The following is a 215-nucleotide window of genomic DNA, read 5'->3' as shown; positions in this document are numbered from 1 at the left end:
AAATCTGGATAATACGGGGAAAATATAAATCATGGTAAAAATATAAATAACGGCAACTACCGTAATCAAAACCATGATCACCTTTCCGAAGGAAAGAGTTGAATTTCGGAGAATCAAAAAATCACCAACCAGGATGATTCCCACCAGCAGCGCTATCAGCCAGATTATGGTAGCCTGCTTGAAGTTCTCCTTAAAGGATTTAAAATAGCCCTTCA

The 215-nt window shown here is 38.1% G+C and carries 1 protein-coding gene; it reads right to left on the bottom strand.

Annotated elements, in window-relative coordinates; all coding sequences use genetic code 11:
- Nucleotides 1–215 (bottom strand): DUF624 domain-containing protein (locus HJY11_RS14440; protein WP_208076554.1); only part of this gene is annotated, 215 nt, incomplete at both ends.

The sequence above is a fragment of the Bittarella massiliensis (ex Durand et al. 2017) genome (genome assembly GCF_017566145.1).
GTDB classification, from domain to species: Bacteria; Bacillota; Clostridia; order Oscillospirales; family Ruminococcaceae; genus Bittarella; species Bittarella massiliensis_A.
Note: the sequence above shows the minus strand (reverse complement) of the source record. Positions and strands in the feature narration are given on the sequence as shown.